The following is a 23,707-nucleotide window of genomic DNA, read 5'->3' as shown; positions in this document are numbered from 1 at the left end:
TTGCTAGAACGGCGGTTCGTCGCTGTAGCCGTCGGGGCCCCACGGGTCGGGGACGGTGTGGCGGCGGCGCCAGGGCCGGGGGAGACGCGGGAGGGGCAGCAGGACCCAGCGGCGGTTCTCGTGCCAGCAGGGGCAGGGCTCCCAGTCGGTGCCCGCGTACTCACCGGTCTCGTAGTCGCCGTAGTCGCGGTTGTGGCCGCCCTCCCCACCGCACGCCCAGCAGTCGGGGCGCGGGGTGTCGGTGAGGATCAGGGCCCGGCGGGGCCAGTGCGTGTACTGGATGCGGAGGCGGATCAAGGCTCTCCTCGCTCGTTCGGAGGGAGGCGGGGATAGGCATCCCGAAGGCGTGTTTCCGGGCCGTTTCGGCCCTCGTTGCGGGGTGCCTCCCTGCCTCCCTGAAGGGCTGTTTGCGCTGGTCAGGCCCAGGGATGCGGATCAGGGAGGGGGTGAGGGAGTTCTCCCTGCCTCCCTGGCCCGGGAGGGGTGCGGCTCCCTCTACTTGGCGGCGGAAGCGGAACCGTCCTCGCCACGGTTGGCGAGGGCGCGGGCGACGCGGTCGCGGGAGACGACCATGACGCCGTCGGACTTGTAGGGCTCGGCGCCGACGTCGTCGAGGACGCGCTTGAGGTCGATGAACGACCAGTCGCCGTAGGCGGCCGTGCTGAGCGCGGCGAGCCGTGCCAGCACGTCCTTGGTCCGCACGCGGGGGGCGTCGCCGACGACGGCGGCGATGTCAGCGAGCGGGTCGTGCTCCTCTGCGCGCTCGATGGTGTGCGAGGTGGTCACCCCGTCGCGCACGGCTTTGGCCCGGTTGGCGATCTCGGTGGCCTGGTCGGTGTCGATGTAGTGCGTCCGGACCGTGATCGATGCCTGCCCGGCGGGGATCTCGATCCCGTCGGACGCGACGACCAGGGTTCCCTTGTCCAGACCGGGACGCAGCAGGTGCGGGGCGGCGCCGCCGTCGACGGCCTTGTCGCCCAGCGCCATGCGGGCCTGTGATTCGGTGCCCAGCGCGAGCGAGGCGCGGGTGTGGGCGCCCTCGCGCACCAGCTTGGGGAGGTTCTGGTCGGTGGGGTCCTGCGTGCCCTGCCACAGCAGCACGTTCACGGCGCGGCCCTGGTTGTGGATTTTCCGGGTGGCCATGAAGTACCGGGAGGTGGCCTTGGAGCCGCCGTAGGGGCGCTTGTCCTCGTCCATGACCGGGCACATGAACGCCACCTGCGCTTCATCGACCAGGATGATCAGGGGCGGGAAGGCGGTACCGGGCGGGGCTTGCAGGCGCCGCTCCATCTCGCTCACGCCGGACTCGACCATCTCGGTCGCCTGGATCACGTGGTCGTCGGTCGGGCCCTGGATCAGCACGGTCGCGAGTCCGTCGAACATCGCCCAGTCCCCCGCGCCCTTCAGGTCCGCGACACGGAACTCCACCGTTGGGTCCAGTGCGAGCCACAGGGCGAGCGCCCGCACCGCGGCGGTCTTGCCCTGGTTGGACAGGCCCGTGATGAGCAGATGCCGCTGATACAGGCTCATCGCGGCGGCATCGCCCCGGAGGTCCTGCCCCCACGGCGCCTTGCCCTTGGCGTAGTTGGCCCTGAGGTCGGGGTCGGTGACGAGCGGGGAGGGGCCGATCGGCTCGTCGAGCGCGCCGGAGTCCGCGATCCACAGCCGGACGGTGCGGGCGGCGGTCGGGATGGTGATGAACACCTCGTGCTCGTGCCGGTTGAGGTTCTCCGCGAGCTTGCGCCGCCGCGCTTGGACTTGGTCGGTCGACACCCCGGAGGGGAGGGTGACGTCGACTTCCACGCCGCATCCGGCGATGCGGATGGGGCCGAGCATCGCGGCGCCGGCGTCGCCCATCTCCTTGATGGCGTTGCGCAGAGGTGCGATCCCGAGATCGCGCAGGGCGGTGACCACGATCGACGGCGTGATCGGCGCCCCGGCATCGTCCGTACGCTTCCCGGCGGGGAGGGACCAGTTCGGGGCGGCGCCACGGTGACGCCCGACGGCCCACAGGCCCGCGAGGGCGAGCCAGGGGCCGAGGGCGACCAGCGGGCCCCACACCACCTGCACGATCACCACGAGCAGGCGGATGAGCTCGACCAGGGCCATGAGCGGGGTGACGACGTCGGTGACGTCCTCGTTGGCGATGGCCAGGGCGATCCCGATGGCGATCAGCAGCCCTATCCCGCCCGCGGTTCCCACGGCAGCGCCTTTGACCAGGCGTTCGGGGGCGGTGAGCAGGTCCATGCGGCGCTTGTGCCGGTCGGCGCGGAAGCGGTGCAGCCGCTCCTCCCACTCGCCCGCCGCCTCGTAGTTCCCGGCCGCTTCAGCCGCGCGGAGCATCCGCTCGTAGCGGGCACCCGTGCGGCCGTCCCACGCCCGGCGGGCGGTGATGCGCGTGCCGCCGAGGACGTAGGAGGTGTGCCGGACGGCGAACCGGCCGACGGCGCGGGTGCGTTCGTGGGTCACCGCGTCCGCCATCGCCCGGCCGGTGCGCTTCCACACCCGCACCGGCCGTACGGCGTCCGCCGGTGGGGCGGGGGTGGTCTCCGCAACGGTCTCCGGGGTCGCCGGGGGCGGGTCTTTGAACAGCGGGACGACGTTGTGCGTCATGCTGGGACTCTCCTGTCTGGCCTGGTGCTGGACGGGTTGGGCCCGGGGGCGGCCTGGTTCCTTGGCCGGGACGGCCGCCCCCGGGGCGTAGCTACTTCTTCGCGGCGCGTTCCTCGCGCTGGCGGGCGCTGTCGATGACGCGCTCGACCTTGCGTTCCAGGTCGGTCTGGTGGACGGTCTCGCCCGCGAGACCGCGCTTGCACATGCGGGCCACGTAGTAGGCGACCTTGGCCTTCTCGGTGGTGCTGAGCTTGGGGTCCGACTCGTGCTTGCCCATGGCGGATGCCTTCCTGGGGCCGGTCTGTCCGGCTCCCCACCCGCCCCGGAACAAGCCGGGGCGGACAGGCAGCCGTCAGTCGCTGACCTTGCGGATCTCGTGGCTGTGGACCAGGACCGGGGCGATCCAGAAGCTGATCCGGTCGACGGTCCAGCGGCCGTCCGTGAGCGGGCCGGGCGGGACCTCGTCCAGGACCCGGCCGGTCTTGCCGATCGCGCGGGGGTCGTCCTCGCACGCGACGATCAGCACCTTGTCTCCGGCGTTGAACATGTCACTTCCCCTTCCGGCGAGCACGGGTGAGGGTGTTGGCGGCGGCCTTGCCCTCCGCACCGCCGACCGACCGGACCACGCTCACGACACCCCAGGCCATGGCGACGGCGAGGAAGGTGAGGATGGCGAGGTTGGCGGCGATGGCGGTCAGCGCGCCGACGAGCAGCGGGCCGAAGTAGACCCCGGCCGCGACCGCGCCGGCACCGATCCCGGAGCCGAGCGCGATGCGCTGCACGGTGCGGTCGGGCGGGGCCTGGTGGATGTGCTGGTGCACCACCTGCGGCACGGCGGTGGACTGTATGGCGGGCAGGTGGTCGGCGTACGTGTAGGTGCCGTCCGGGAGCTGCACCACCCGGACCGGATCAGGCAGGTTGCTCATGATCGGGTTCCTCTCAGAGGTGGTTGGGCTCCAGCGCGAAGTGCACGACGGCGAACCGGGTCAGGTCGTAGTACTCCCGGGCCTGGTCGCACAGGGCCGTGTAGACCTGCTGGCGGGTGTGTGCACCGGGCGTGATCGAGATGATGCCTTCGGTGGTGGCGGTGAACCCGTCGTCGGTCTGGATCGTGAGGACGAAGTGGTGGGGAACCGGGGCAGTCGTGCCGGTGTCGGTCGTCATGACGTTCTCCTTCGGTGCCGCTCAGGCGGCGGACGTTGTGTGGGGGTAGGCGCAGGGGGTGCACATGCCGAGCTTGGGAGGGATGCGGTAGCCGACATCGCGGCCGCACTCCGGGCAGACTCGGCGGGCAGCGTTCGCGCGCTCCAGCGCCGCCTGCTTCGCCGGGGTCATGGGCCTAACCGGCTTCGCCAGGTCGACCCGGTAGAGGTAAGCAACGAGCGGGCCCCGGCGGCGGCGGGGCCGTTCGAGCTGGGCGGCGACTTCCTGACCACCCGGGCGCAGACCCTGCGCCCGAAGCTGCCGGAACGTCGCCAACCCGTCAGGAGCCAGACGCCACCGGTAGACCGGGATGCCGCTCACGCCGCCCTCTCAGCCCTCAACGTCTCGCGCAGCCACCGCCCCTTCTCCGGCGACGTCCGCAGCGCCCTGCGGATCCGGTCGGCCGTCAGATGCTCGACCGGCCATGACTCAGTGAACTGCCGAGCCTCCGCCAGGAGTTCATCCTTCGTGCGGCGCGGCTGTGCCGACTTCGCCGCCTCAGGCACCCGGCGGGTCACCCGACGCGGGGCCGACTGCTCGGCGGCGGCGACCGCGCGGACCACGGCCGGACCGGCCGACTCCATCGGCGCCGCAGGAGCGGGCGGGCTGGCGGGCTCCAGAGCCGGAACGGCCTGCTCAGAGGTAGACCGTTCCGTACTGGTCTGTGGCGATTCCTCCACACTCGCCGCCATGGCCGGTCGGGTCGACCGGTCGACCTCCAGCTCCACCGTCATTGCGTCCGGCTCGTCGACCGATCCAGCCATGGGCGCGGCGCTGCCGAACATGGCGGCGAGCGCCTGCTCGGCACCGGTAGTGAGCTGGGCGCGCTGGACACCGAGCAGCCGCTCACCCAAGGCGAGGTCACCCGTGCCGACCTTCCGCGCAAGCTTCCACGACGCGAGGTCCGACTTCCGCCGGACCGCCTCGTCGGGGTGGTTCGCGGCCCGCGCCCGGTGGTAGGCGAGCGCCTGCACGACCTCGGCGGCACGGCGCTCCGCTTCAGCGTCACGGCCGTCGCGGTAGACCACGATCCGCCGGGCCAGGAACGCGGCGCCCTCGGCGGACGTGGTCATGCCGAGCGGGGTGAGCGCGTAGATGACGATCTCGCCCACGGTGGTGGCGGCCATGGCCGACATGGCGGACGCGGCGGCGGGAAGAGCCCACAACCCCGCCCGGATCACCAGCGGAGCGGACTGACCCAGCAGCGTCAGGCCGAGCAGCACGACCGCCAGGACGGCGGTAGCGCCCTCACCGGCCGCAACCGCACCCGCCGCAGTACCGGACCCGTAGGCGGCCTTGATGTTGCTGTAGGTGCCGTAGGCGCCGGCGCCGCCGGTGGCGAGCATCGGCACGAACGCCAGCCCCAGCACGATCCGCTGGACCCAGCCCAGCGACTTCCCCGCGACCGTTGCGCTCATCGCTCCTCACCCGCCCCAGCGAACTCCTCGACGTCGGCGCGCAGCAGGAGACGGTCCACGGCGATCACACCGAACCCGGCGATGGAGCCGACCAGGGCGAGGTCCCAGACATCGATGGCGATGCCCCAGATCTCCGCGGCGACGCACAGGGTGAGCAGGAGGCGGTAGGCGAAGGTGTTCATGCGGCACCGCCCGCCTGTGCCAGGCCGGCGCGGTTGGTCAGGTTGCGGCGCTCGGCCATGACCCGGTTGCGGGCCCGGCGGATGCGCCGCTCGTCCAGCACCGTGGCCGGACGGTCGATGGTCATGATCTGCGCGTCGAGCAGGTCGACCTCTGCCAGGATCAGCGGCATCTCCTGCTCGATCGCGTCCAGCTCCGCGTTCGACGGTTCACCGTCGAACGCCACGGCCGTAACAGCCGCCTGAAGTGCAACGATGGACTTCATTGGGTCGTGCTCCCTTCACACAGGAACGGCCCGACCGAACCCCCGGAGTGTCCGCTCCGGGGGTTCTCGCCATGTAGCGCGGGCAATGCCCCGGCCGGGAGTCGAACCCGGCCTGTCGACCATCGGGGCGGTATCGGAACCTCGGGACCTCCTTGGCGTCGAGCAACAGGGATGGAGCACTGCAAGGGGGACGTCGTCCCCACTCTCCGGCCGTTGCTCGCGGTCACCGGGCCACCTCGCCAGTCGGGCCGAAGCCCTGTCCCCTGGCCTTCAGCGGGATTGCAGCGTCCCCGCCTTGAGCACACGCCGTCCAAGCCCTTCTGGGCCCATCTGGTGCGCACCAATAGATTGGCATCTGGTGCGCACCAGATGCAACCCCTTCGGTGTGGTTGGTGTCGGCGTGCATCTCCAGGGAACGGCCCAAGTCGGGTGCTCCGGTAGCCAACTGGGGTTAACCTCAAGGGTGTTAACCAGCTCTCACCTGCGGCTTTACGGGAGGCGGCGTGGCGACGGGGCTAAGGGTTGCGAGGATGGCGCGCGGTTGGTCGCAGGACCGATTGGTCTACGAGCTGCGGCGGTTCGCAGAGCAACGGCTACTGGACATCGCCTCAGCGTCGAGCCTCAAGACGTACATCTCGGAGTGGGAGAACGGCCGACGGGCCATCACGGAGCGGTACGCTGCGATCCTTCGCCCATTGCTGGGCGTCACAGACGCCGAGCTGCGAGGCGAGGCAGAGCCGATGCCCTCACAGGCGGACGGGTACGAGGATCTCCTGAGCCGAATCGACTCAGCGGGCAGTCTGAGTCAGTCCATGGTCCAGTCCTTCTTCGACCAGACCGAACTGCTGCGGACCATGGACCGCCAGATGGGCGCCGCCGGTCTCGTCGACCAGATGAACGGGCACCTCGCGGCCATGGAAGATGCGCTGACCTTCGCGGTTCTGCCGGGCACGCGACGGCCGATCGCGACGGCTCTTGCCGGGGCGTCGACCCTTGCCGCGTGGCAGGCGCTAGACGCTGGCGCCGTCGAGCGAGCTTGGCGGCGCTACGAGCTGGCGAAGAAGGCTGCCCAGGACGCCGATTCGTCGTTGTACCTCGCGCACGCCATGGGTGAGCAGGCGTACGTGCTGGCCGACGCCGGCCGCCCATTGCTCGCCATTGAACTGGTGAGGGACGCCCAGCGCACACAGCGCGAGCGCCAGTCGCCCCGGCTCCGTGCGTGGCTGGCAGCCGCTGAGGCCGAGCTGTGCGCCGCCGCAGGGGCGGACATGGAGTCGGATGCGCGAGCGGCCTTGGACCGGGCGACGTCACTCCTGCCAGATGACGGAGAGGCGCGCGACCCCGAGATGCTGAGCATCTTCCTCAACACAGGGCACCTGGCCCGGTGGCGCGGGAACGTCCTCGCCAAGCTCGGGGATGGGTCCGCGATGGAAGAGCTCTACGCCTCCCTAACCAGCGCGGACCCGTCCTTCGTGCGGGCGAAGTCGGGCTTGCACTGCGACCTCACCCAAGCCCACCTTGCGCGCGGCGAGCTGGACGACGCGCGGACTCACCTTCAGCAGGCGAGGCTGCTGGCGAACCGCACGGGGTCCGTGCGGTATCGCAGGCGCGTGGAACTGCTCACCGGGCGGCTGTAGGCCGCGACGAGAGGAGGTGCAGGAGCGCGACGAGCGTGCCCGAGCCCATCAGCTTGCCCTCGCTCATGAGGGTGGGGATCTCGTCCAACGGAATCCAGGCGACGTGTCCGGCTTCCTCAGCGTCGGTCGGCTCACCAACCTTCGTGGCGCCATGTGCCACGAAGATCTCATGAGGTGAGTCGACCATGCCGATCATCGGCTGGTACGTGACGACATGCTCAACCTTCGCCGGGCGCCAGCCCGTCTCCTCCTCCGTCTCGCGCGCGGCCGTGACGGCGGCATCCTCACCGGCGTCCACGATCCCGCCGGGAAGCTCCCATCCCCACTGCTGCGGAACGAAGCGGTACCGCCACAGCATGAGTACGCGGTCCTGCTCGTCGACCACGGCGGTGATAGCCACGTGGTGCAGGCGGACCACGTGATGCTCGAAGCGCTCGACGCCGGGCGGCTCGACGTCCACCAGGTCGATGTCCACCCAACGGTTCTCGTAGATGCGGCGGCTGCCGTAGATCTTCCACGGCTCCAGCTCGGCCGGTGTGGGGACTCCCTCGCCGCCGGTGACTCGGTAGGCGCTACGGTCGTACGCCTTGATGAAGCGCTCGTTCGCGAGCCGGGTGAGCACCTGCCGCAGCGCCGTACGGCCGATCTGGAGCTCGGCGCTCAGCGTGCGCTCGGACGGCAGCTTGTCGCCAGGGCCGTATCGGCCCGACTCGATCCACGACCGGATCGTCTCGTAGACCCTCTGCGTCTTGGGTCCCATCCTCGGCGCACACTCCCGGATCGACGGTTGGTGCTGGCCAGCGTATCGAGGGAGCAGAGCGGATGACTCAGCCATTCGAATCTCTCATCCTCGCCGCCCGCACCATCGGGTGTGAACGGGCGCGCGTACAGGGGTCGTCTTCTGGGTTGAGCTGTGGGTCCTTGACCGTGCTGGGGCCGTCTCTGGGCCGTGACGGGGTCGCCAATGGTCACCAACGACCACCGGCAACCACTTGATCGACTCGGAGGGTGACGGGCTGAGGCCCAGGTCACAGACGCCTCACATACCCGTTTTCGCTTGGGGCTGGCGGTCAGGCAAGATGGGGTGTATCTGCCCACTCACGGATTGCCGGACGGTTTCTCTTGGCTGAGTACATCTACACGATGCGCAAGACGCGCAAGGCGCACGGCGACAAGGTCATCCTCGATGACGTGACGCTGAGCTTCCTGCCCGGTGCGAAGATCGGTGTGGTCGGCCCGAACGGCGCCGGTAAGTCCACCGTCCTCAAGATCATGGCGGGTCTGGAGCAGCCGTCCAACGGCGACGCCTTCCTCTCGCCCGGTTACAGCGTCGGCATCCTGCTCCAGGAGCCCCCGCTCGACGAGTCGAAGACCGTCCTGGAGAACGTGCAGGACGGCGTCGCCGAGATCAAGGGCAAGCTCGACCGGTTCAACGAGATCGCCGAGCAGATGGCGACCGACTACACCGACGAGCTGATGGAGGAGATGGGCAAGCTCCAGGAGCAGCTCGACCATGCCAACGCGTGGGACCTCGACGCCCAGCTGGAGCAGGCGATGGACGCCCTCGGCTGCCCGCCCGGCGACTGGCAGGTCACCAACCTCTCCGGTGGCGAGAAGCGCCGCGTCGCGCTCTGCAAGCTCCTGCTGGAGGCCCCCGACCTGCTGCTGCTCGACGAGCCCACCAACCACCTGGACGCCGAGTCCGTGCAATGGCTGGAGCAGCACCTCGCCAAGTACGCCGGCACCGTCGTCGCCATCACCCACGACCGGTACTTCCTCGACAACGTCGCCGAGTGGATCCTCGAGCTCGACCGCGGCCGCGCCTACCCCTACGAGGGCAACTACTCCAAGTACCTGGAGACCAAGCAGACCCGTCTCAAGGTCGAGGGCCAGAAGGACGCCAAGCGCGCCAAGCGGCTCAAGGAAGAGCTGGAGTGGGTCCGCTCCAACGCCAAGGGACGCCAGGCCAAGTCCAAGGCCCGTCTCGCCCGCTACGAGGAGATGGCCGCCGAGGCCGAGAAGACCCGGAAGCTGGACTTCGAGGAGATCCAGATCCCGCCGGGCCCGCGTCTGGGCAGCGTCGTCGTCGAGGTCGAGAAGCTCAGCAAGGCCTTCGGCGACAAGGTGCTCATCGAGGACCTGAGCTTCTCGCTCCCGCGCAACGGCATCGTCGGCGTCATCGGCCCGAACGGCGCCGGCAAGACCACGCTCTTCAAGATGATCCAGGGCCTGGAGCAGCCCGACTCCGGCTCGATCAAGGTCGGCGAGACCGTCAAGATCAGCTACGTCGACCAGTCCCGCGCCAACATCGACCCCAAGAAGACGCTGTGGGCCGTCGTCTCCGACGAGCTCGACTACATCAACGTCGGCCAGGTCGAGATGCCGTCCCGCGCCTACGTCAGCGCCTTCGGCTTCAAGGGCCCGGACCAGCAGAAGCCGGCCGGCGTCCTCTCCGGCGGTGAGCGCAACCGCCTGAACCTGGCGCTGACCCTCAAGCAGGGCGGCAACCTGCTGCTCCTCGACGAGCCCACCAACGACCTCGACGTCGAGACGCTGTCCTCCCTGGAGAACGCGCTGCTGGAGTTCCCGGGCGCGGCCGTGGTCGTCTCCCACGACCGCTGGTTCCTCGACCGGGTCGCCACGCACATCCTGGCGTACGAGGGCGACTCCAAGTGGTTCTGGTTCGAGGGCAACTTCGAGTCGTACGAGAAGAACAAGATCGAGCGCCTCGGCCCGGACGCCGCCCGTCCGCACCGTGCCACGCACAAGAAGCTCACCCGGGGCTGAGGCGGAGGCAGTGGCTCGTCACATCTACCGGTGCCCGCTGCGCTGGTCGGACATGGATGCCTTCGGGCACGTCAACAATGTGGTCTTCCTCCGCTACCTGGAGGAGGCCCGCATCGACTTCATGTTCCGGCTGGCGCCGGGCAACGGCTCGCCGTCGTTCTCCGGCGGGTCGGTCGTCGCCCGGCACGAGATCGACTACGTACGGCCGCTGGTCCACCGGCACGAGCCGGTGATCATCGAGTCGTGGGTGACCAAGATCGGCGCCGCGTCGCTGACGATCGCGTACGAGATCAAGGACGCCGAAGGCTCGGCCCAGGTGTACGTGCGCGCCTCGACGGTCGTCGTGCCCTTCGACCTGGAGGCGCAGCGGCCGCGCCGCATCAGCGCGGAGGAGCGGTCGTTTCTGGAGGAGTACGTGGACGACGGCATGCGCGCACAGCCGGCTCAGGCACAGGCGCCTGCGCAGGCACCGGCACAGGCATCGGCGCCGGGGGAGGCCGCGGCCGTATGACGGCGCCGCTGCACTTCGCCGACGCCAGGGAGGCGGCGGACCTCGCCGCCTTCCTGGCCCGGCTGATCCACTACGACCGGGCCGCCGTCGTCCGCCTCCAGGCGGCCGGCGGCGCCCTGGCCGTGTTCGGGCGCCCGCCGTCCTTCGAGGTGCTGGCCATCCGCACGGCCACGCTCATGGACGAGGCGCCGCTGGACATCACCGTCTCCGCCGGTCAGCTCCTGGAGGGCATCGAGGAGTCGGCGGGCAAGGCGATGGTGCCGGCGCCCGTCACCGGGCCGCCCTGGACCGGGCTCCTGCCCCCGCGCGGCGGCTGGAGCGAGGTGCCCGGACTGCCGGACGCCGGCGAGCTGCGCGGCGCTGTCGCCGCCGCGGTGGCCGAATTCCGGGCACGCGACGAGGAGTTGCCGGCCGAGAGCAGGACGCGCGCGGAACGCGACCGGATCGGCCGCGAGATCTGGTCCCGGCTGATCGGCTCGACGGGCCTGCCGCTGCGCGCCGTCCACGCCGCCCAGGCGCTGGGCTTCCTGCCCTCGCACGAGGTGCCGGTGGCGCTGCTCGGCGCCGGGACCTGGCTCCGCCTGCGTACACCCTTCGGCTCGGTCGCGGTCCGCACCGCGGGCGGCCTCGGCGGCCTGACCGTCACCGCGGTCCCGCACCAGCGGTGAGCGGCGCGGCTCAGCCCGCGGTGTTGACCATCGACGCCGCGGCGTACGTCAGGTAGTTCCACAGCTGCCGCTCGTGCTCCTCGGACAGGCCGAGCTCGTCGACGGCGGCGCGCATGTGCTTCAGCCAGGCGTCGTGTGCGGCCTTGTCCACGGTGAAGGGCGCGTGGCGCATGCGCAGCCGCGGGTGCCCGCGGTGGTCGCTGTAGGTGCGGGGGCCGCCCCAGTACTGCATCAGGAAGAGCGCGAGCCGCTCCTCGGCGGGCCCCAGGTCCTCCTCCGGGTACATCGGCCGCAGGACGGGGTCCTCGGCGACACCCTCGTAGAAACGGCGGACGAGGCGCCGGAAGGTCTCCTCGCCGCCGACCTGCTCGTAGAACGTCTGCTCCTGAAGCGTGCCACGCGGAATCTCCATCACCCGTCCATGGTCTCAGACGGACCGACCCAGGTCCCGGGTCCTAGGTCCTCGCCCGGTCGGCCCCTGCCCGCATCCGCTCTCGCTCCCGCTTCCGCTCGACGGTTTCCGCTTCCCGTTCCTCCCCGACCGCAGGAGAGTGGAGGTATGGGGACAGGGCGCGCGGACCCGTTCGCGGCACGCGCCGCCGAGGCGCGGCGCGCGATGGTGCGCGAGATCGCCGACGCCGGGGACCTGACCGACCCGGCCTGGCGGGCGGCGTTCGAAACGGTGCCCCGGCACCTGTTCGTGCCGTCCTACTACATCGGTGTCATGGGCGGATACGAACGGCTCTCGTGCGAGGACCCCGACCCGGCCCAGCGCGAGCGCTGGCTGGCGGGCGCCTACGCGGACCGGCCGCTCGCCACGCGGCTGCGCGACGGCGACCTGGTCTCCTCCGCCAGTCAGCCCTCCCTCATGGCGTACATGCTGGAGGCCCTCGACGTACGGGACGGGCACGACGTCCTGGAGATCGGCGCCGGGACCGGCTACAACGCGGCGCTGCTGGCCCACCGGCTGGGCGACGAGCACGTGACCACCATCGACCTGGACGAGGACATCACCGAGGCGGCGCGGGCCCACCTGGCGGCGGCCGGACACCGGCCCACCGTGGTCACCGGCGACGGGGCGCGCGGCTGCCCGCGGCGAGCGCCGTTCGACCGGATCATCGCCACCTGCGCCGTACCGTCCGTGCCGGGGGAGTGGCTCGCGCAGTGCCGCCCCGGTGACGCGCACGTCCTGGCGCCGATGGCCACCGGCGTGATCTCGCTGCGCGTAGGGGACGCGGAGCACGCCGAGGGCCGGTTCCTGAGCACCTCCGCGTACTTCGTCCCGCTGCGCGGCGCGGTCCCGGCCGCCGTGCCACCGCACACCGGCGGACTGCCCCGGCGCGCGACCGAGAACGACCTCTTCCGCTTCCTGCTGACGCTCACGGCGGGGAGCCTGGACCCGCAGGAGGCCTACTCGCTCTGGCAGCGCGAGGGGGAGCCCGCGCGGGAGCGGTTCGGCGTGACGGTCAGCGGCGAGCGGCAGTGGGCGTGGCTGGACGAACCCGAGGGGCCGTACCTCTGGCCCCTCGGTCCGCCCCCCGACTAGGGGAGTGTCCGCAAAGTAGCGTCGTCCGCCCGGAGGGCGGGCCTGGCGGCGTCTGGTGCGTGCGATCGCAAGGCGGAGGATGGAGCCACTGCGGAGCATTGGCGACTGACGACAACGCGGCTGGGGGCACCCCCAGGCGCAGCTCTGGGGGAGTGCGTGCCAGACGTCGCCAGGCAGACGGGACTTTGCGGACACGACCTAGGGCCTAACCGCGGCGGATCGTGATCGTCGTCCAGGCGCCGACGTGGACCCGGTCGCCGTCCTTGAGCGGGACGGGGACGTAGGGCTGGATCGGGTCCTCGGCGCCGTTGAGCGTGGTGCCGTTGGTGGAGTTCTGGTCGACCACGGCCCAGGAGCCGTCGGGCTGCTGGACCAGCACCGCGTGCTTGTGGGAGACGCCCGGGTCCTCCGGCGGCACCGACAGGTCGATGTCGGGCGCCTCGCCCGTGGAGTGGCGGCGACGGCCGATGGTGATCTGGTTGCCCGAGAGCGTGAGCCGCTGCTCCGGGGAGTACGCGGGCAGGTTGAGGCCCGCGGCCTCCGGGCCGCTGCGCTGCATCATCGCCATGAAGTACTCGCGGTCGGGGCCGACCACGGCGGTCCAGCCGGCCGGCGCCTGGGGCGCCTGGGGCACGTGAGGCTGCTGGGCCTGCTGGGGTGCGTGCGGCTGCTGCGGGTGAGGCTGCTGCTGGGGCGGCTGCGACGCGTGCGAGGGCGGAGGCAGCATCCAGTCGTCACCGCCGCCACCGGTCTGCGGCGGCTGAGGCTGCTGCGGTGCGTGAGGCTGCGGTGCGTGCGGCTGCGGCGGGGCCGGCGGGCCCGGACGCTGGAAACCCTGCGGCGGGGGCGGGGCCGGCGGGCCCGGCTGCTGGAACGCCTGAGGAACCTGCGGCGGGCCCTGCGGCGGGCCCTGCGGTGCCTGCGGCTCGGGCGGCAGCGGCTCGGCCGGGCGGTTCATCTGCGACGGGCGGGAGCTCTGGTACTCGAACGGGTCCGGCGGCCGGGGCGGCTGCTGCTGCGCCTGGAAGCCCGGCGGCAGGTTCAGCCCCGGCGGCGGGCCTGGAGGAAGCCCCGGACCGCCCGGACCACCCGGAGCACCCGGACCGCCCGGACCACCCGGGCCACCCGGACCGTTCGGTCCGGTGAGGCGGCCCTGCGGCGGGGCGGCCGGAGTGTAGGAGGTCGCCGTGTTGGTGAGGAAGTTCCAGCGGCACTCCTCACAGAACGGCGCCATCGCCTCGCGCGGTGTACGGCACTGCGGGCAGAGCTCCGCCTGGGCGGTGGCGTTCGGGTCGCCGGCCGGGCCGCCACCCTGCGCCGGGCCGGGACCCGGGTAGCCGTACGCGGGCGGCGGCGGGGGCGGGGGAGGCGGCGGCACGGCGCCCGCAGGCGCGCCCGCCCCGGACATGCGGTGGCCGCAGACCTCGCACCAGTCGTCGGAACCCGACTGGTGTCCGTTCGGGCAGGTCGGCATGTCGGCGCTTCCCCCTCTCCTCATCCGGCCCGCAGGCCGAGCAGATCGTGCGTTACTTCTTCACGCGAACCGTCTTGGTGGAGCGCGTTTCGAGCGTCATCTCGTCCGCCTCCGCGACCTTCGCCTTCAGTCGCACAGTACCTGTCGCCGCGTCGACCACGTCCACCACCTTCGCAAGGAGTTTCGCAGTGTCCGCGTTCCCGGAGGCGGCCGCCAGCTGCACGGCCCGCCCGAGCTTCGCCGTCGCGCCGTCGAAATCGCCAGACTTGCGCGCTTCCAGCCCCTGCTGGATGACTTGGGCCAGTTCGGCCTGCCCTGTGTAGTGCGCGACCTGGGGGTTGATGGACGTCGAGGCCGCCATGTCGTCCGTCCACACCGCCCGCACCAGGCCCTGCGACAGCGTCTGCGGCGGCACCCCGGCGGCGCCCGTCGGATCGGGGAGGACCAGCGAGACCCGCGCCGCCAGCATCTCCTGGCCGATGGCGGCTTCGGGCACCCGTACGCACACGTGGTAGTCGCGGGACTCGTCGCCCCACGAACCCGTCGGATAATCCCCGGCGCGCGGCCCCGCCTCCGTACGCCGGTCGGTCAACTCCTCAACGGTCGGCGCGACCTGCTTCACGAAGACGATCTCCGCGCCGACGGGCGTCCACAGGCGCAGGCTGACGTCCGCGACCTCCTTGCCCATCGCGTTCTCCATCATCCGCGTGAAGTCCGCGGCCAGCCCGGCCGGATCGGCGACGATGTCGGCCGTGCCGAGGAGCGCCGACGCGATGCCCGTGACCTCCTTCACCTCCCAGTCGGTGCCCACGCCGCGGGCGTCGCAGGTGAAGCGGCCCGCGCAGGCGTCGAGCGCGGCCCGCAGGTCCTCGGGCGACTCGTGCTCGTTGCGGCCGTCGGTCAGCAGGATGCCGTGACGGATCGGTACGTCGGCCGAGTTCAGCAGCCGGTCGGCCAGTTTCAGCCAGGTACCGATCGCGGTGCCGCCGCCCGCGCTCAGCCGGCGCAGCGCCTGCTTGGCCTCGGTACGGGTACGGGCGTCGGCGACGGCCAGTCGCCCGCCGCCCGGGTACACCTCCTCCGCCGCATGCGTCCCGGCGACCACGGCGAAGGCGACTCCGTCGCGGAGCGTGTCGATCGCGGCGGCCGTGGCGTCGCGCGCGTTGCGCATCTTCGTCGGCGGATAGTCCATCGAACCCGAGCAGTCCACCATGACCACCACGGCGGCGGTCGGCGCCCGGCCCGGTATGTACGAAGGGTGCGAGGGGGAGGCCGACGCCCCGGACAGCGGTGCCCCGCCGGTCGTGCCGCCGCCGGTCGAGGTGACCGTGACGATCGCGTTGACCTCGCGCCCGCCTTCCGGCAGGTACTCGTTCTGGTACACGTCGACCGAGAACCGCGGCACGCTCGACTTGGAGAAGATCGCCATCTGAGGGGCTCCTCGGGACTCCACACGCACAAGAAGGAACGGAAAGGACAGGCAGGTCGATTCAGGCCGATCCTGCCCCTTGCGGTGCCAGGGTGAACGGCAGCACGGCCACCGTTACGTTGTCGTGCCCGCCGCCGTCGAGCGCGTGTCCGACGAGGACCTGCGCGCTGTGCAGCGGTCGGCCCGCCGCGTCGGGCGGCACGACCCTGGCCATGTCCTCCGCGCCCTCCGCGTAGTTCCACAGACCGTCCGTGCACACCACCACGACGCCGGGGCGGTCCGGTTTGAACGCCGCCGTGTGCGGCTCCACTTCGTACGCGTCGGCCCCGAGCCAGCCGGTGATCGCGTGGGCGCGCTCGTCGGCGTACGCCTCCGCCTCGCTCATCAGGCCAGCCGCCACCATCTGCGCGGCCCACGAGTCGTCCTCGGTGAGGCGGGCCGGCGGTCCGGTGCGGTCGTCCGGCACCCAGTAGGCGCGGCTGTCGCCGACCCAGCCGACCACCAGCAGGCCGCCCGCCGCCACCGCGCCGACCAGGGTGCACGCCGGGGCGTTCTGGTGGCGGTGCGGGTCGTGCTGCATGGCGGTGCCATGGCCGTCGGCGGCGTCGGCGAGGGCGTTGACCGCCTGGGAGGCGGCGACGATCGCCTCGTGCATCGCCTGTTGCGGGTGCGTGCCGCGCGGCAGCGACTCCAGCAGCGACTCGCGGGCGGCGGCCGCGGCGGCGGCCGACGCCTCGTCGGGCCGGGTCGCCGAGGACACGCCGTCGCAGACGATCGCCACGACGGCCGGCGAACCGTCCGGCAGGGCGGTCGACGAGACGGCGAACGCGTCCTCGTTGCGGTGGTGGCGCAGGCCGCGGTCGCTGACGGCGGCGACCGAACCGAGCTCCTCCTCCATGTGGTCGCGCTCGCGGGGCTGCGCGTGGCCGCAGTTCTCGCAGTAGCCGTCCGGGTCCACGTGCCCGGCCCGGCACGCGACGCACAGCTTCGTACCCGCGGGCGGGGTGTGCGCGTGCTCGGCGGTCCGCGGATCCGGCACGGCGGCCACGGGCGCGGCTGCGGGCGGGGGCATGGGCGCGGGCGGGGCCGCCGGGACCGGTGGTGCGGGCGGGACCGGTGGTGCGGGCGGGACCGATGGCGTCGGCGGCGTCGACGCCGGTGCCGGTGCGGGTGCCGGTGCGGGCAGCGGGAAGTCCGTGTCCGTGCCTGCGGCGTCCGTACCTGCGGCTGCGGCTGCGGCGGCCGCGTCGGGGCGCGCCGGGCCGTGCGTGGCGCGGGCGTCGAAGCGTATCGGCGGTTGCCCGGCCTCCCCGGGCTCGTGCGGCCACGCCGCCCCCTCCGCCGGTGAGCCCATCACCATGGTCGGGTTGTCGCGGGGCGGCTCCGGTACGGCCGACAGGTCGTACCCGCACGCCCCGCAGAACAGGTCCCCCCGCTCCAGCGGCTCCTCGCAGCCGGGGCAGGTCGACAGCTGGTGCATCTGCGACATCTTCACACCCATGTCCGGGGGCGGAGGCGGTTCGCCCGCTCCACCATCTCGATCCTTTCCTCGCCGCGCTGAGCGAGCCGGGCGAGCACCCGGTAGGAGCGCTCCAGTCCGAAGCGCAGGCCGCGCTCGTCCAGTTCGCTGCCCAGCAGCGACGTCTGTACCGGGCCGGCCCCGGGGCTTCCGGAGAGGACCCAGTCCAGCGCCGTACCCAGTACCTCCGTAGCCAACCGCTCGCGGCGCACCGCGTCCAGGCCGAACTGCTGGAGTGCGGACACCTGCTCGGCCGCCGCCGTCAGGTCCGCGAGCAGCGGGTCGGTGGGGGAGCGGTGACGCAGCCGGGCCCGTACGGCCGCGACGCGCGCGGCCGTGTAGTGGATGGACGCCTCGGGCACGGACTCCAGCGTCCGCACGGCGCCAACGCGGTCGCCCGCGGCCAGCTGCACCCGGGCGAGGCCGAACGCCGCGCTCACATAGCTCGGGTCGGTCGTCCACACGAGGCGGTAGTACTCGGCGGCGTTGTCCAACTGGCCCAGCACCTCGGCGCAGACGCCGAGCGCCAGCTTGGGCGCGGGCTCCCCGGGGAAGGCGTCGTAGACGGCGTCGAAGGAGAGCGCGGCGTTCTCGTTGTCACCGGTCGCCAGCGACGCCACGCCCCGGTACCAGACGACCCGCCAGTCGTCGGGCTGTCCGCTCTCCAGGTCCTCCAGGGCCCGCTGCGCCGCAGGCGCCCGGCCCATCTCCAGGTGCGCGCGCAACTCGCGCAACCGCAGCTCGACGGAGCTCGCGGGCGCGGTGTGCAGGGCGGCGACCAGCTCGGCGGGGCCGGCGGCCATCAGCCCGGCGAGGAAGCCCGCGTTCGGGTCGCCGGGGTCCACGTGCGGCACGGGCAGCGCGAGCGCGGTGGCCCGCGCGTCCAGCGCCCCGAGCAGCGGGGCGGCGGTACCGGGTGCCATGGGCGCCATGGACGACTCGGTACGCGGCCGGGGCACCGAGCCAGGCCCCGCCCCCGGCCCAGCGCCCGCCCCCGGCACCGAGCCCGCCCCCGCCGTCGCCGGTACCGACCCAGGCACCGGACCGGTGGGCGCGTGCCCGGGACCCGGAGCCCCGGGCACCGGGCCCGGGCCCCCGCCCGGAACCGACGGCCGCGCGATCGGCGCCGGGCCCGTCGCTCCGCCTCGCCTCCGGCCGCCGAACAGCCCTCGCGGCAGCTCCCGCGCGCCGAGCGCCGACACCTCGGCCGGCGGCTCCGCGAACAACTGCGTGTCCGTCACCCGCAGTTCCGGCCCGAACAGCGTCGACAGCGCGGGCCTCGGCCGGCCCGTCTGGAGGGCGACCACCTCGCGCAGCACACCCGTCAGCTGCTCCGCCATCTCCTGCGCGGAGGCGAACCGGCGCGCCGGGTCCGGGTCCGTCGCCCGCACCAGCAGCCGGTAGAACGACTCGTACCGCCGGAAGACCTCGATGTTGTCCGGGTCCGGCAGCGAGTCCACGAACACGTTCGTGTACCCCTGGAAGTCGAACGTCAGCACCGCCAGAGTCCGCGCCACCGTGTACAGGTCGGACGCGACCGACGGCCCGACCTCCGCGACCTCCGGCGCCTGGTAGCCGACCGTGCCGTAGATGGCCGACTCGTCGTCGTCCATCCGGCGCACCGCGCCCATGTCTATGAGCTTGAGCTGGTCCTCCGTCTGGATCGCGTTGTCGACCTTGAAGTCGCAGTACAGCAGGTTCCTGCTGTGCAGGTGCCCCAGCGCCTCCAGCGCCTCGATGCCGTACGCGCACGCCTGCTCGACCGGCAGCGGATCGCGCCGGCCGTCCGGGCCCCGCCGCTCGTTGGCGATGTCCTTGAGCGACTTGCCGCCCACGTACTCCATGACGATGTACCCGTCCAGCGAGCCCGTGCGCTGGTCCAGGTGCTCCACGAAGTTGTAGATGCGGACGATGTTGGAGTGCTCGATCTCCGCGAGGAACCGCCGCTCCGAGATCGCCGCCGCCATCGCGTCCTGGTCGCCGGTGTCCAGCAGGCCCTTGAGGACGACCCACCGGTCGGAGACCGCCCGGTCGACGGCCAGGTAGATCCAGCCGAGGCCGCCGTGGGCCAGACAGCCGGCCACCTCGTACTGCCCGTGGACGATGTCACCGGCGCGCAGCTTCGGCACGAAGGAGTACGGGTGGCCGCACTTGGTGCAGAAGCCCTCCGTGCGCCCCGGCCGGCCCCCGCGCGCACGCCCCACCGGCGCCCCGCAGTCGGAGCGCGAACAGAACCGTTTGCGCTCGGGCACCTCGGCGTTCGCCATGACCACCGAGCGCGGGTCGGGGCGCGGCACGGACGGGATCGCGACGAGCCCGGCGCCCAGCCGGTTGCGCGCGGACTGGCCGGTGGACGAGCCGGAGCTGCGCACCGAGACCGAACGCGACGACTCCGTACCGCCCGTCAGGGAACGCGACAGCCGGCCCGACACCGAGCGCCGTGACGACCGGGACGAGGAGCGGGACGACCGGGACGACGAGCGGGAGCTGCTGCCGGAGCCCTTGCCGCCCCCGGCCCCACCGCCCGCCACACCGGTCGGCGGCGACGCCACCATGCCGCTGGGCGAGACGACGGGCGCCAGCCCGCACGTGTCGCAGTACAGCTCGCCGCCGCCCATGTCCTCGTACGAGCCCTCGCAACCGGGCCGCTGACACGTCTTCACTGACTCCCCCTACGGTCGACGGGCCCGGCCCCCGACAGCATGTCCGCGGCGGCCCGCTGGTAGCGCAGCACCGCCTGCTCCGCGGCGCGCAGGTCGCACGGGGCGCTCCACAGCATCCGGCGCGCCTGGTCGTACCGCTCGATCAGCAGCGGGTCCTCGGCCATGCCGTGCCGCGCCACCTTCGCCTTGTACGCGTCGAGCCGGCCGCGCAGCTCCGCGCGGACCGCGAGCGGCGCGGTGACGGCCGTCAACTGCTCGCGGGCGCGCAGCAGCTCCTCCTCGGCCTCCTGCTCCAGCGCCTCCAGGAGCGGGGACAGCCGGTGCCACCGGGCGTGGCGGCGGTACTCGGCGGCGGTCGCCAGCCGCTCCTGCAGCGCGGTCGGCGGGCCGCTCACCGCAGGAACCTCCGAGGCGGCGATCTTCGCCAGCACCTCGCCCCGGGCCGCCCGCGCCTCCGCGAGCGTCCGGTCCGCGCGCGAGAGCACGTCCCGCAGGCGCAGCAGCCGCGCCTCGGAGTCCTGCCGGACCTGGAGCACCGCCTCGATCTCGCGGCGTACGTCCTCCAGGGCCCGGGCCGCCCGGTCGTACCGGTCGGTGTCCGGGCGCCCGCCGCCGGGCGCCGAACTGCCCGCGGCCGGCCGCCAGAACGCCAGCGGATCCGTCACCACCTCCGCCCGCAGCGCGGTCAGCTCGTGGGTGATGGCCTCCAGGTCGTCCCCCGCCGGGTGCTCCCCGGGCCGTACGCCCACGGAGTGCGCCAGCGAGCGCGTACGGCCCAGCTCGGCGGCGAGCAGGTCTATCCGCGCGGGCAGCGCCGACCAGACCGCGTCCGCCGTGACCACCATGTCGAGGGAGCTCGCGTACAGCTCGTTCATCCGGGCCACCAGCCGCTCCAGCGTGAAGTGCTCGGCCAGCGTGGACGTACCCGAGACCGTGACGCTCTCGCCGCGCAGCCGCTCCGTCAGCTCGGCCAGCTCCTCGCGGCCCGGCCAGCGGCGCCGCGCGCGCACCTCGCGGGCCTCGTGCAGGGCGGCGGTGTACGCGTCGAAGTACGTCCACAGCAGGCCGATCGTCCGCTCGGTGGCGGCCCAGCGGTCCTTGGTCGTACCGGTGAGCTCGGCGCCCTCGAGGAGCCTGCGGCCCGCGTGGTCCTGCAGGGCGAGCAGCGAGTCCTCGACCGCCTTGTGCTCCGCCCCGAGCCGCGCCAGCGCACGGTCCACCTCGTCCCGGTCCATCACCGGCCCAGGGGGCTCCGTGCCGCCCATCGATCACCTCTCCGCCTCGTGCCCATGTCGGTCAGCTGCTCCGGTACTTCGGCGCCGGGGGCCCGGCTATCCCGGGCAGGTCGGCCTTCAGCCACTTGCCGTACGCCTGTGCCCACGCCCCCTGCCGGTACCTGACGAGCACCTGGTTGACCCGGCGCACCAGGTCGTCCTTGCCGAGCTTGGCGGCGATGCCGTAGTACTCCGTCGTGAACGGCCGGCCCTTCAACTCGACGGCCGGGTCCTGCGCCGCCTGGCCGGCCGCCAGCGCGTTGTCCGTGACGACCGCGTCGACCTCGCCCAGCTGCAGCCGGACCAGGCAGTCCAGCTGGTTGGGCACGGTGTAGAGGTCCTTGTCGCCCTTGCCGCCGTCGTCCTCGTCCCTGAACGTGGCGCCGAAGGATTCCTTCGCCAGCGCCTCGTACGCCGTCGTGCCCTCGCCGGAGCAGACGCGCTTGCCCGACAGCGTCGTGTTGTAGCCCGTGACCGGTGAGTCCTTGGGTGCGAGGACCTGCTGGCCCACCTGGAAGTAGGCGGTGGAGAACGCCACTTGCTCGACGCGCTTGCAGGTGATCGTCATCGTCCGGACGACGAGGTCGACCTTCCCGCTCTCCAGCGCGGCGATCCGCTGGTTGGTGGGGATGGCGCGGAAGATGACGGCGTCCGGGCTGCCGAGGATGTCGGCGGCGATGGCGCGGGCGAGGTCGATGTCGAAGCCCTCCAGCGTCCCGGTGGCGGGGTTGCGGTAGCCCCACCGGTAGCTGTTCTGGTCGACGCCGACGATGAGCTTGCCGCGCGCCTTGATCGCGGCGATGGCGGGGCCGTCGGCGGTGGACGGGGTGAGGGAGGCCTCCGGGTCCTTGCAGGTGTCCGCCTTGGCCGGGACGGCGCCGCTCGCCCCGGACACGGCGGAAGCCCCCAGTCCGGTGCCCTGCGACAGCGGCACCAGGGTGAGCGCGGCCGTCAGCCCGCACGCGGCCGCCATCGCGGCGACCCCGCCCCACCCGCGCAGCCGTCCGGCGGCCCGCCGGGTCGGGCTCCGCTCGCCGGGGGTGCCGTCCCCTTCGAAGTCCAGGTTGCTCATCGTGCCTCCCCTCACCCTCACCGGTACTCCGAAAGCCTGCGGTTGATGCCCATGATGGCCCCCACCGCCCCCAGGACGGCCAGCACCGGCGCCCCGACCGGCAGGCCGGTCAGCGCGGAGCGGCCGCCTTCGGCGGCGCGGGTGAACTCGCCCTGCTCATGGTCCAGGGCCTTCTTCAGCGCCGCGTCCACCTCGTCGAACGACTGGCCGGTGGACTCCTTGTCGCCGATGACCTTGGCCAGCGCGCCTTCGTAGTCGCCCGCGTCGTCCGTGGCGCGCGCCGCCGCGTGCCGCTTCTGCCACTCGCCGACCCGCTGCACCGCGTCCTCGACCGGGCCGCGGCCCGCGCCGTCGTCGGCGAGCCGGCCCGCCTCGGCGAGCGCCGCGGTCAGCTTGCCCATGCCCGCGCCGTACTCGGTCTCGTACTTGTCCTTCTTGCCGTCGTCGGTCAGCACGGCGCCCCGCGCGACCAGGGTCAGGTTCTCGTTGGCGCGGGCCTTCAGGGAGTTGATCCGCGCTTCGTTCAGCACCTTGAGCGAATCCTGGCCGTGCCGGCCGGCGTCGGCCAGCCGGCTGCTCGCGACCGTGTGCCCGGCCGCCAGCCACAGCAGCACCACCACGGAGGCGGCCGTCGCGGCCAGCAGGCCCTGGTTGAACACCCGGTTGGTGTGCAGGTACGTGCGCCGCTGCGCCCAGGCCAGCGCGCCGACGACCACGACCCCCACCGCGAGGGAGAGCCACGGCCAGGCGCGGGCGTCCCGGTCGTCCCGCGCGAGCCGCGCGGTCTCCGCCGCGTACAGCCGCTCGGCGGCGGGCAGCAGCTCGGTCGTCATCTGCTGGTTGGCGTACCGCAGATACGCACCGCCGAGCGGGAGGCCCTGCCGGTTGGCGGCGCGGGCGCGCTCGATCAGGCCCGTGTAGCGGGGCAGCCACTCGTTGAGCGTGGTGATCTCGCGCGCCGACTCGGACGAGCCCTCGGTGTTGGCCGCGGCCTTGACCAGCAGCCGCGAGGCGGTCGTGATGTCGTCCTCGTACCGCTCGCGCACATCGGCGGGCTCCTGCGCACCGGCCAGGAAACCGCTGGCCGCCGCGGTGTCGGCGTCCGCGAGCGAACGGTAGATGTGCGCGGCGTCGGCGCTCAGCGGCTGGCTGCGGCTGACCACGTCGTCGGCGGCGGCGGAGCGGTCGGCGACCTCGAAGGCGGTGACGGCCCCGAACGCCACCACGAGCAGGGCCAGTACGGCACCGATGATCTGCAGCCGTCCCGGCTCCGTGGTCGCCGCGGTACGCAGCCGCGCCCGCCCCTCGGCCCACGCGCCGCGCCCGGCGGGCACGGGTGCGCCGGGCGGCGACGCCGCGGGAAGCACGGTCCAGTCCAGCTCAGTGGCCTCGGACCGGCTCGGGCAGCTGATCGAACCCATGCGACGGACTCCCTCTCCTGGCTCTGC

At 72.5% G+C, this 23,707-nt stretch carries 24 protein-coding genes; 5 read left to right on the top strand and 19 right to left on the bottom strand.

Annotated features, from left to right (window positions below; translation table 11 throughout):
• Nucleotides 1-3 precede the first annotated feature (3 nt).
• From AB0A69_RS32045 to AB0A69_RS32000, 10 genes are all read right to left on the bottom strand, one after another.
• Nucleotides 4-297 carry a hypothetical protein gene (locus tag AB0A69_RS32045; RefSeq protein WP_361429313.1) on the bottom strand — a complete coding sequence of 98 codons (294 nt, stop codon included), beginning with the start codon at nt 295-297 and terminating at the stop codon, nt 4-6.
• A gap of 198 nt (nt 298-495) precedes the next feature.
• The gene (locus AB0A69_RS32040) at nt 496-2,613 is read right to left on the bottom strand and encodes an ATP-binding protein (protein WP_361429311.1); all 2,118 of its coding nucleotides are present in this window, start codon (nt 2,611-2,613) and stop codon (nt 496-498) included.
• Nucleotides 2,614-2,704: 91 nt separating this feature from the next.
• The gene (locus AB0A69_RS32035; RefSeq protein WP_361429309.1) at nt 2,705-2,890 is read right to left on the bottom strand and encodes a DUF6257 family protein; all 186 of its coding nucleotides are present in this window, start codon (nt 2,888-2,890) and stop codon (nt 2,705-2,707) included.
• Nucleotides 2,891-2,965: 75 nt separating this feature from the next.
• Nucleotides 2,966-3,160, bottom strand: a complete 195-nt coding sequence (locus AB0A69_RS32030) for a hypothetical protein (RefSeq protein WP_361429307.1) — start codon at nt 3,158-3,160, stop codon at nt 2,966-2,968.
• Nucleotide 3,161: 1 nt separating this feature from the next.
• Nucleotides 3,162-3,539, bottom strand: coding sequence for a DUF6251 family protein (locus AB0A69_RS32025; RefSeq protein WP_361429305.1), 378 nt, complete (start codon nt 3,537-3,539; stop codon nt 3,162-3,164).
• A 13-nt stretch (nt 3,540-3,552) separates the two neighbouring features.
• Nucleotides 3,553-3,777 carry a hypothetical protein gene (locus tag AB0A69_RS32020; RefSeq protein WP_361429303.1) on the bottom strand — a complete coding sequence of 75 codons (225 nt, stop codon included), beginning with the start codon at nt 3,775-3,777 and terminating at the stop codon, nt 3,553-3,555.
• A 21-nt stretch (nt 3,778-3,798) separates the two neighbouring features.
• On the bottom strand, nt 3,799-4,137 hold the full coding sequence (locus AB0A69_RS32015; protein ID WP_361429301.1) for an RRQRL motif-containing zinc-binding protein: 339 nt from the start codon (nt 4,135-4,137) through the stop codon (nt 3,799-3,801).
• Nucleotides 4,134-5,234 carry a conjugal transfer protein gene (locus AB0A69_RS32010; protein WP_361429299.1) on the bottom strand — a complete coding sequence of 367 codons (1,101 nt, stop codon included), beginning with the start codon at nt 5,232-5,234 and terminating at the stop codon, nt 4,134-4,136. The genes AB0A69_RS32015 and AB0A69_RS32010 overlap by 4 nt, the downstream gene beginning before the upstream one ends.
• Entirely contained in the window at nt 5,231-5,416 is a 186-nt protein-coding gene (locus AB0A69_RS32005) for a hypothetical protein (RefSeq protein ID WP_361429297.1), read from the bottom strand. The genes AB0A69_RS32010 and AB0A69_RS32005 overlap by 4 nt, the downstream gene beginning before the upstream one ends.
• Nucleotides 5,413-5,679: a DUF6284 family protein gene (locus AB0A69_RS32000; protein ID WP_361429295.1), complete on the bottom strand. Its 267-nt coding sequence runs from the start codon at nt 5,677-5,679 to the stop codon at nt 5,413-5,415. Before AB0A69_RS32000 ends, AB0A69_RS32005 begins: the two co-directional genes overlap by 4 nt.
• 503 nt (nt 5,680-6,182) lie before the next feature.
• Here AB0A69_RS32000 and AB0A69_RS31995 point away from each other — a divergent pair.
• Complete coding sequence (locus AB0A69_RS31995; protein WP_361429293.1) at nt 6,183-7,316, top strand: XRE family transcriptional regulator; 1,134 nt, start codon at nt 6,183-6,185, stop codon at nt 7,314-7,316.
• Here the strand turns inward: AB0A69_RS31995 and AB0A69_RS31990 are convergent.
• The gene (locus tag AB0A69_RS31990) at nt 7,300-8,076 is read right to left on the bottom strand and encodes an NUDIX domain-containing protein (RefSeq protein ID WP_361429291.1); all 777 of its coding nucleotides are present in this window, start codon (nt 8,074-8,076) and stop codon (nt 7,300-7,302) included. The genes AB0A69_RS31995 and AB0A69_RS31990 overlap by 17 nt on opposite strands.
• Nucleotides 8,077-8,438: 362 nt before the next feature.
• Here AB0A69_RS31990 and ettA point away from each other — a divergent pair, with 362 nt between their 5' ends.
• Genes ettA through AB0A69_RS31975 form a run of 3 tightly spaced genes read left to right on the top strand, consistent with a single transcriptional unit; the run spans nt 8,439 to nt 11,282 of the window.
• On the top strand, nt 8,439-10,103 hold the full coding sequence (gene ettA / locus AB0A69_RS31985; RefSeq protein WP_361429289.1) for an energy-dependent translational throttle protein EttA: 1,665 nt from the start codon (nt 8,439-8,441) through the stop codon (nt 10,101-10,103).
• A gap of 10 nt (nt 10,104-10,113) precedes the next feature.
• A complete protein-coding gene (locus AB0A69_RS31980) occupies nt 10,114-10,614 on the top strand; it encodes a thioesterase family protein (protein WP_361429287.1) in 501 nt (166 codons plus the stop codon).
• Nucleotides 10,611-11,282, top strand: coding sequence for a hypothetical protein (locus AB0A69_RS31975; RefSeq protein ID WP_361429285.1), 672 nt, complete (start codon nt 10,611-10,613; stop codon nt 11,280-11,282). The genes AB0A69_RS31980 and AB0A69_RS31975 overlap by 4 nt, the downstream gene beginning before the upstream one ends.
• A gap of 10 nt (nt 11,283-11,292) precedes the next feature.
• Here the strand turns inward: AB0A69_RS31975 and AB0A69_RS31970 are convergent, their stop codons facing one another.
• The gene (locus AB0A69_RS31970) at nt 11,293-11,697 is read right to left on the bottom strand and encodes a globin (protein WP_361429283.1); all 405 of its coding nucleotides are present in this window, start codon (nt 11,695-11,697) and stop codon (nt 11,293-11,295) included.
• 144 nt (nt 11,698-11,841) lie between these two features.
• Here AB0A69_RS31970 and AB0A69_RS31965 point away from each other — a divergent pair, with 144 nt between their 5' ends.
• The gene (locus tag AB0A69_RS31965) at nt 11,842-12,828 is read left to right on the top strand and encodes a methyltransferase domain-containing protein (RefSeq protein ID WP_361429281.1); all 987 of its coding nucleotides are present in this window, start codon (nt 11,842-11,844) and stop codon (nt 12,826-12,828) included.
• 205 nt (nt 12,829-13,033) lie between these two features.
• Here the strand turns inward: AB0A69_RS31965 and AB0A69_RS31960 are convergent, their stop codons facing one another.
• From AB0A69_RS31960 to AB0A69_RS31930, 7 genes are all read right to left on the bottom strand, one after another.
• Nucleotides 13,034-14,302 (bottom strand): FHA domain-containing protein, encoded by a 1,269-nt coding sequence (locus tag AB0A69_RS31960; RefSeq protein WP_361429279.1) that lies wholly within the window; start codon nt 14,300-14,302, stop codon nt 13,034-13,036.
• 52 nt (nt 14,303-14,354) lie between these two features.
• A complete protein-coding gene (locus tag AB0A69_RS31955) occupies nt 14,355-15,731 on the bottom strand; it encodes a VWA domain-containing protein (protein WP_361429277.1) in 1,377 nt (458 codons plus the stop codon).
• Between the two features lie 61 nt (nt 15,732-15,792).
• Nucleotides 15,793-17,220 (bottom strand): PP2C family serine/threonine-protein phosphatase, encoded by a 1,428-nt coding sequence (locus AB0A69_RS31950; protein ID WP_361429275.1) that lies wholly within the window; start codon nt 17,218-17,220, stop codon nt 15,793-15,795.
• A 2-nt stretch (nt 17,221-17,222) separates the two neighbouring features.
• Nucleotides 17,223-19,868, bottom strand: coding sequence for a tetratricopeptide repeat protein (locus AB0A69_RS31945; RefSeq protein ID WP_361429368.1), 2,646 nt, complete (start codon nt 19,866-19,868; stop codon nt 17,223-17,225).
• 41 nt (nt 19,869-19,909) lie between these two features.
• A complete protein-coding gene (locus AB0A69_RS31940) occupies nt 19,910-21,178 on the bottom strand; it encodes a hypothetical protein (RefSeq protein ID WP_361429273.1) in 1,269 nt (422 codons plus the stop codon).
• Between the two features lie 31 nt (nt 21,179-21,209).
• Nucleotides 21,210-22,259, bottom strand: coding sequence for a glutamate ABC transporter substrate-binding protein (locus tag AB0A69_RS31935; protein ID WP_361429271.1), 1,050 nt, complete (start codon nt 22,257-22,259; stop codon nt 21,210-21,212).
• A 17-nt stretch (nt 22,260-22,276) separates the two neighbouring features.
• A complete protein-coding gene (locus AB0A69_RS31930) occupies nt 22,277-23,680 on the bottom strand; it encodes a hypothetical protein (RefSeq protein WP_361429269.1) in 1,404 nt (467 codons plus the stop codon).
• Nucleotides 23,681-23,707: the final 27 nt, after the last annotated feature.

The sequence above is a fragment of the Streptomyces sp. NPDC045431 genome (assembly GCF_040646655.1).
GTDB lineage: Bacteria > Actinomycetota > Actinomycetes > Streptomycetales > Streptomycetaceae > Streptomyces.
The sequence above is the reverse complement of the archived record's forward strand: the minus strand, read 5'-3'. Positions and strand labels throughout refer to the sequence as shown.